The organism is Thalassotalea sp. 1_MG-2023, assembly GCF_030546745.1.
Taxonomy (GTDB): domain Bacteria; phylum Pseudomonadota; class Gammaproteobacteria; order Enterobacterales; family Alteromonadaceae; genus Thalassotalea_C.
This window is the reverse complement of sequence record NZ_JAUOPD010000049.1, coordinates 1-4,689: the sequence shown is the minus strand read 5'-3', so window position 1 is coordinate 4,689 and position 4,689 is coordinate 1. Positions and strand designations below refer to the sequence as shown.

2 protein-coding genes are annotated in these 4,689 nt (G+C 41.5%); both read left to right on the top strand.

Features of this window, described 5'->3' with window-relative positions:
• The coding region (locus tag Q4489_RS18055; protein WP_303483297.1) for a phosphopantetheine-binding protein at positions 1-251 on the top strand (251 nt) is incomplete at its 5' end.
• On the top strand, positions 248-4,689 hold a 4,442-nt coding region (locus Q4489_RS18050; RefSeq protein WP_303483295.1), incomplete at its 3' end, for an amino acid adenylation domain-containing protein. The genes Q4489_RS18055 and Q4489_RS18050, both read left to right, overlap by 4 nt.

Sequence of the window (4,689 nt, the reverse complement as noted above, 5' to 3'; positions counted from 1 at the left end):
CGTTGTGGCAAGGCTTATTAGGTGTTGAGCAAATCAGCCGAGATGCCAACTTCTTTATGCTTGGCGGGCATTCATTATTGGTTACTAAATTGTTGAAACAACTAAATGAAAAATTTCAAACCAGCTTCAGCCTTCAAGACGTTTTAGCGTCACCAACTATTGTGGCACAGGCAGAACTTATAGACACACATCAGTGGATTCACCAAACAAACGAATCTGATTCCGACAATGTTGAGGTTTTAACGTTATGAGAATTGAACAATTAATAAAAGAACTGCGTAATAACAAAGTGAAGTTAAAGTTAGATCAACAACAACTGATCTGCGAGCTTCCAAAAAGTGGCGTGACACAGGAGTTACGAGAACAAATTATTGTTCGTAAAGAGGAGCTTAAGCAGTTCTTAAAGCAATACGAATCACAACAAATTGCTGTTAAGCCGAGAAATAGATCAGCGAATCATGCTCAAGAGCATTCATTTGTACTGTCTTGTAATCAGCAAGTATTGTGGACTGATCAGCAAGTACATGGTTGTCGAAGTTCCTTTCATATGCCATTTGCTTTCCGACTCAGAGGCTCGCTTAATCGCGAAGCGTTTCAACATGCATTGGATTCGCTAGTAGCAAGACATGAAATATTGCGAACAACTTATACGTCAAATGATCTAGGTGAAGCGAGTCAATATATTCAACCCGCACGTAAAGTCGACATCAGTGAAATTTCTCAGTGTGAGCTGAATAACTATGAAGATAAATTACTTGAAGTTATTAATGAAGAATCAGCCAAAACTTTTGATTTTGAAAATGATTTGATGTTGCGGGTAACGTTAATAAAAGAGTCTGATACTCAACATATTGTGCTGCTTACGATGCATCACATCGCGTCAGATGGCTGGTCTATGGCCGTTATGTTGCAAGAGTTTAACGCCTTATACAATGGGTATATAGCCTGCTCTAATCGTCCTTTACCTGAACTGGCTCTACAGTATGCAGATTATGCCCTTTGGCAACAGGACTGGTTGAATAGCGAAGCGGGTGAAAAGGCACTGAATTATTGGCAAGGCCAATTAGCAGACTTACCCGTTGTCCACCAGCTAAAATTAGATTATCAGCGCCCTGAAACTCAGTCGTTTAACGGTTCAACAGTTAGAACTGTGCTAAAGCCCGAAGTGCTGAACTCATTAAAAGCAATTTGTCGCCACGAAGGCGCAACATTATTTATGGGGCTTCATTCAATATTTTCGATACTGCTAGCGAGATTTAGTGGTGAACAAGATATTGTGATGGGTGCATCTGCAGCAAATAGAGGACAACATGAACTTGCTGGCTTAATAGGCTTTTTTGTCAATATGTTGGTGCTTAGAAGTCACGTGAGTGAAGAGTTTACATTACGTTCTTTATTGAATCTAAGTAAAACTACGTTAGAGGAAGCATATGCTCATCAGCAAGTTCCATTAGTAAAACTTATTGAAATGCTGAAGCCATCACGCAGCCTTAGTCATAATCCTCTATTTCAAATAGTGATGGTCTTACAAAATAACGAACAATCAGATGTTCATTTTACAGACCTCGAATTTGAACCTATTAGGTTAACGCAAGAAGGCTCTAAATATGATTTGACGCTTGGATTATTTGAGTCGGCTGAAGGATTAGTAATGGATTGGGAATATAACAGTGATTTATTCGCTGAAAGCTCAATTCGAAATATGGCGGACTATTTTTGTGCTCTCACTTCTGCGTTAGTTTTAAAACCGGATAATGCTATTTCAACTATTAAATGTCTAGATGACAAGACGCTAGATAAATTATCTAAGTGGCAAGGGGATGCTGGAGAGGAAACTAGTGATTTATGGAGTGAATTTGAATTACAGGTAGAGAGTCATGGTTGCCGCATTGCTGTGCGAGATAGAGAGCAAGAATTGTCATATTTCGCACTACGGTCCCGTGTGGAGCAATGGGGCTCTGTTTTGGCCGAACAAGGTGTAAAGCCTGGAGATGGAGTTGGTGTACTTTTACCCCGGAGCATAGATGCAGTTACAGCTATTTTGGCAATTGTGCGTACTGGGGCTAAATATGTCCCATTAGAGGCTCAATACCCAAGCGAACGCCTTCAATGGATGATGGAAGATGCGGGTGTGCAGATAGTGCTTTGTAATGATGGACTATCAGATGTGTTTGAGGGTGCGAAGTTATTAAATGTTCATACCTTTGATGATCGTCAAGTTGGGTTTGTGCCAGCAGCAAAACGTAACGCATCTCAAGGCTCTTACTTAATGTATACCTCTGGCTCAACAGGAAAACCAAAAGGTGTGCAAGTTCCTGATGGTGCGGTGGTGCGCTTGTGCCGCAATAGCAAAGAGCTGTCGGTTAATGCGGATGACGTTTTGTTACTTCAAGCACCTCTTGTATTTGATGCATCCACTCTTGAATTGTGGGCTGGAATACTTAATGGTGCTTGTGTCGCTATAGGACGTCCGGGAAGCGTCAGTGTCGATGGGTTAGCATCAGATATTAGTGATTACGGTGTAACAGTGTTATGGCTAACAGCTTCATTAATGCATGTTGTCATAGATGAGCGCATAGAAGCTCTTAAAGGCTTACGTTGTTTGGTTGCTGGTGGTGACGCTTTGTCAGGCAAACATGTAAATCAATACCTTGAAGCACCATGGAGTAATAGTCTTGTAAACGGTTACGGGCCAACTGAAGCAACGACATTTAGTTGTTTATACCAAATGTCTTCGCACAAAGCTGAGTGTGACGTTCCCATTGGTTATCCATTATCACTAAGTAGTTGTTATGTTTTAGATGAATCTGGAGAGCCAGTACCTTTAGGTGTGCCAGGTGAATTGTACGTTGGCGGTGCTGGTCTCGCACATGGTTATTGGGGGCAGAGTGCTAAAACGGCAAGCGTGTTTATACCAAATCCTTTTGGTCCAGCAGGTAGCCGTATGTATCGCACAGGTGATCGTGTTCGCTATAACGCTAGTGGCGCTTTGGAGTTTCTTGGTAGACGAGATGCACAGGTTAAAGTGCGTGGATACCGCATAGAACTTGGGGAAATTGAACATGCACTAAAAGGCTTTGAGGGTGTGGTTCATGCCATCACATGGATACATGATGACGCTGGTCACAAGCGATTATTTGCAGCTGTTAGTGGCCAAGTTAAGCAACAAGAGGTGCAAGCGTACTTAAAGTCTATATTGCCAGAATATATGCAACCTCATCAGTTAGCTGTGCTTGAGTCTATGCCTTTAACAGTCAATGGTAAAGTAGATAGAACTGCAGTTTTGAATGAGATATCTTTTCAAAAAACAGAGGCAAATGAATGCGAAGATAATCAACCCTTATCCGCGCTTGAAAATAAACTAATTGGCATTTGGCGAGAAGTTTTACAAGTTGAAGATATAGGTTCTAAAGACAGCTTTTTTGAGTTAGGTGGAGACTCTATATTGAGTATTCAATTAGCTGCTAGAGGTGCTGTAGAAGGGATCAACTTTACACTTGAAGACATTTTTGAACACGATACGGTTGCTTCACTAGCGGCAGCTATTGGTTCTGAGCAAATTAACGAGTCTAGTAGTCGCGATAGTGAGCCTTTTGAGCTTATCGGCGAGGTTATACGAACACAGCTTTCAGACGATATTGAAGATGCCTATCCTGTCAGTCAATTGCAGCAGGGGATGCTTTACCATAGTCTGTTGTTAGAAGGCAAAGGCATATATCACGACATAATCCACTATCGCTGTACACAATCCTTTAACGAAGTCCATTTGCATGAAGCGTTGGCAATAATAACGGAGCGTCATCCAGTTCTACGTACAGAAATTGCGTTGGATACTTTTGAAGTGCCACTTCAATTGGTCTATCGCCATGCGGAGCCTAAATTAGATGTTATAAAAATCAAAAATAGTGACCAGGAAACACTTGATGAATGGTTGCGAAACGAACGCATTCGTGGGTTCGATAAGGTTGAACATCCACTGATCAGGTTCGCGGCTTTCACTAATGAAAATAGTCATTGGTATATTGGGCTGAGTTTCCATCATGCAATCCTAGATGGTTGGAGTGAAGCTAGCTTAATAGCCGAACTGATGCAGATATATGGTGAACTTCTTGATGGCCGTAGTCAAAAATTAGTTCCAATAAGCGCTACTTATCGAGATTTTATTGCTCGTGAACAGGCAGCCATAAATGACCAAGAGCAGCATGATTTTTGGCAAAAACTTGAAAACTTTGAGCCGGGCAGAATAAAGCTAGCCCGCACATCAAAAAGCAATAATGAAGAGTATTGTCTAGAAACTTCAGTTTCTGACGCAGCTTCTTGTGCTTTAGATGCAAGCCAATCAAGTGCTTTGCGCCAAATGGCAAATGATCACAACTGTTCTCTTAAGACCATTATGCTTTGTGCGCATTTGAAGACACTTTCGTTAGCTAGTTCGAGTGACAAAGTGGTATCTGGTGTGTCTTTCCATGGACGTCCCGAAGTCGTGGATAGTGAAAAAGTGCTAGGTCTTTTTGTCAATATGCTGCCGGTACCGCTATCTATTTCTGATGGTAGTTGGACTCAGCTGATTGATGCTGTAGAAATCAGTTACAAATCGGTAATGCAACACCGCTATTACCCATTGGCTGAAATCAAACGTCGTTTAGGTGGTCATGCCTTATTTGATGTTTCTTTTAACTACACGCAGTT